This is a genomic window from Bacteroidota bacterium, from assembly GCA_030706565.1.
Taxonomy (GTDB): domain Bacteria; phylum Bacteroidota; class Bacteroidia; order Bacteroidales; family JAUZOH01; genus JAUZOH01.
On record JAUZOH010000489.1, the window covers coordinates 1 to 2,620 of the forward strand.

Here is a 2,620-nt window from a genome sequence, read left to right on the forward strand (position 1 = left end):
TAACGGCAGCAATTCCGGGGGCTATGGTTATACAGCTTTTGGTTTCCGGATATACTCGGAAATCTGTTGCCCTGAGTTGCCTGTATGCATTAGCGAAAATGTCGATGTTTGCATAAGGTTCGGAGGGGTTAGCTTTCACATTGAGAATCCTTTAAAGAAAACGCCATTTCTGGAAGCTTCGACCGATGATTTTGTCCTTGACATCCGGGATATAGCAAAGTTCTGGGTTTATAAGGGGAAGGAAATAACCATTGATCCTTACCCTTCCGCTTCGCAGGATGATATCCGTTTGTTCCTGCTTGGCTCTGCCTTTGGGGCATTGATACATCAAAGGCGGCTTTTGCCTGTTCATGGCAGTGCAGTTAAGGTGGATAAAGGTTGTGTTATTTTTTCCGGGAATTCCGGGGCCGGGAAATCCACACTCGTGGCAACCTTTGTACAAAAAGGATTTCAGATGCTGGCAGACGATGTCTGCGTCATTACCTTTAATGACCAGACTATTCCCTTTGTACAGCCCGGCTATCCCCAGGTAAAACTTTGGAAAGACAGTTTGCTTCAACTTGGGGAGAATCCGGAGAACTACCGGAGGATAAGGGAAAACTACGAAAAACATGCCCTGGCTACAACCGGCACAGGTTTTTGTGATCATCCGCTTCCCTTAAAAAGAATTTTCATTCTGCATCCTTCGGATAAAGCGGAACCGGACTGTAAGGAACTTCTGGGTATGGAAAAATTCAATGCCCTGGCTGAAAATACGTACCGTTTTACTTTTTTGATCGGAACCGAAAGCAAAATTGCACATTTCAGGCAGGTTAGCCAACTGGCCAAGTATACTAAGATTTTTAGGATTGAAAGGCCACAAACGGGAACCAATCCGGAACAAATGTTTCAATTGGTTAATAATTACCTGTAGTAACTTCCTGTTTTGCTTTGCAAAATTCAGGTGAGATGAATATCTTTGAATTGTTAAGAAAACAGATTTTTTGCCGTTCAGGATATACGGCTTAACCCAAACATTTCAGGATGAAATATCTTCTGCAGAGATCCGGACAGCCAATAAAGGGTAATATTTTTTTGCCTGCCTCCAAAAGTATCAGCAACCGTCTTTTAATTATTCAGGCTTTGAGTGGAGGTTTTGAAATAGAGAATCTTTCGGAAAGCAATGATACCAAAGTATTGCAGGAAGCTTTAAACAGTCATTGTGTGCTGGTTGACATCGGTCCTGCCGGGACGGCCATGCGGTTCAGTACGGCTTATTATTCTTTTGTGCCGGGTACCAGGATGATTACCGGAAGCGAAAGAATGAAAAACAGGCCTATCGGGCAATTGGTTGATGCCCTCCGTCAGTTGGGCGCATCCATCGATTATATGGAAAAAGATGGATTCCCTCCCCTGAAGATTTCCGGGGTCCTTCCCAAGAAGAATGTTGTGGAGATTGACGGCAGCATCAGCAGCCAGTTTATCAGTGCTTTATTGCTGGTGGCGCCTTCGTTACCTGAAGGGCTTACCATTAAGCTCAGGGGGAAAGTTATTTCTTCTTCTTACATCTGCCTTACCCTCGATTTGATGAGGCAGTTGGGTGTTGAAAGTAACTGGCAAGATGATGAAATTATTGTCAGGCATCAGGAATATCACCGGACATCCTATCGTGTAGAGTCCGACTGGAGCGCAGCATCATACTGGTATGAAATGGCGGTGTTGTCTCCTGAGGCGGATATTTTTCTTGCGGGGTTAAGCGCCAACAGTATTCAGGGTGATGTTGCAATAGCCAGACTTTTTGAGCCATTGGGAGTAAAGACAACTTATCTTCCAGACGGGATAAGACTTTCAAAAGCACCTACAACGATAACGAAGATGGAATTTGACTTTTCCAAAAATCCCGATATGGTTCAGACATTTTGTGTCACTTTGGCCATGATGGGCATCCCTTTTCGTTTTTCAGGCTGCGAAAGTCTGAAGATTAAGGAAACAAACCGGGTTGCAGCTTTGCAGACAGAATTGTTAAAGTTCGGAGTGAATATAACGGAACCTGAGAGTGGCAGTCTTGCCTGGGACGGGCAGTACGACAGTGAACGGGCCGAAGTCCCGGAAATAGACACTTATGCGGATCATCGCATGGCCATGGCTTTTGCCCCGGCAGTTTTGAAAAACAGCCGGCTGGTCATCAATGATCCGGAAGTGGTGATGAAATCCTATCCGGGGTTCTGGGACGATATTGTAGAAGCCGGAATTATATTCTCTAGCGTTTCTTAAGGAAAAATTCTTTCATCAATTTACTGCATTCATTTTCCATTACGCCGGAAACCACTTTGGTTTTGGGATGCAGTATGTTCTGGATGATAAGTGAATAGCCCCGCTTTTCATCCTTTGTGCCGTATACGATTTTCCCGATTTGTGTCCAGTATGCAGCTCCTGCACACATGACGCAGGGTTCCACGGTAACATAAAGGGTGCATTCGTTGAGGTATTTTCCTCCCAGATAATTTGCAGCCGAGGTAAACGCCTGCATTTCGGCATGTGCCGTGACGTCATTCAACATCTCTGTTAAATTGTGCGCCCGGGCAATAATCTGGTTTTGCAAAACCACCACTGCCCCGATGGGGATTTCATCATCTTCCAA

Annotated in this window: 3 protein-coding genes; 2 read left to right on the plus strand and 1 reads right to left on the minus strand. The window is 45.0% G+C overall.

All coding sequences use genetic code 11. From position 1 onward, the window contains the following. Together Q8907_15930 and Q8907_15935 are read left to right on the plus strand one after the other, a co-directional pair. A partial coding sequence (locus Q8907_15930; GenBank protein ID MDP4275758.1) for a hypothetical protein occupies nucleotides 1-913 on the plus strand: 913 nt, incomplete at its 5' end. A 110-nt stretch (nucleotides 914-1,023) separates the two neighbouring features. Then, nucleotides 1,024-2,253: a 3-phosphoshikimate 1-carboxyvinyltransferase gene (locus tag Q8907_15935; GenBank protein ID MDP4275759.1), complete on the plus strand. Its 1,230-nt coding sequence runs from the start codon at nucleotides 1,024-1,026 to the stop codon at nucleotides 2,251-2,253. On the opposite strand, the gene Q8907_15940 is transcribed toward Q8907_15935, so the two are convergent. Next, nucleotides 2,240-2,620 (minus strand): nucleoside deaminase (locus Q8907_15940; protein ID MDP4275760.1); only part of this gene is annotated, 381 nt, incomplete at its 5' end. The two genes, Q8907_15935 and Q8907_15940, sit on opposite strands and share 14 nt — an antisense overlap.

Bases quoted from the DNA above. Each gene is read 5' to 3' on its own strand.
- Q8907_15935 (MDP4275759.1), top strand. From the start codon at position 1,024: ATGAAATATCTTCTGCAGAGATCCGGACAGCCAATAAAGGGTAATATT.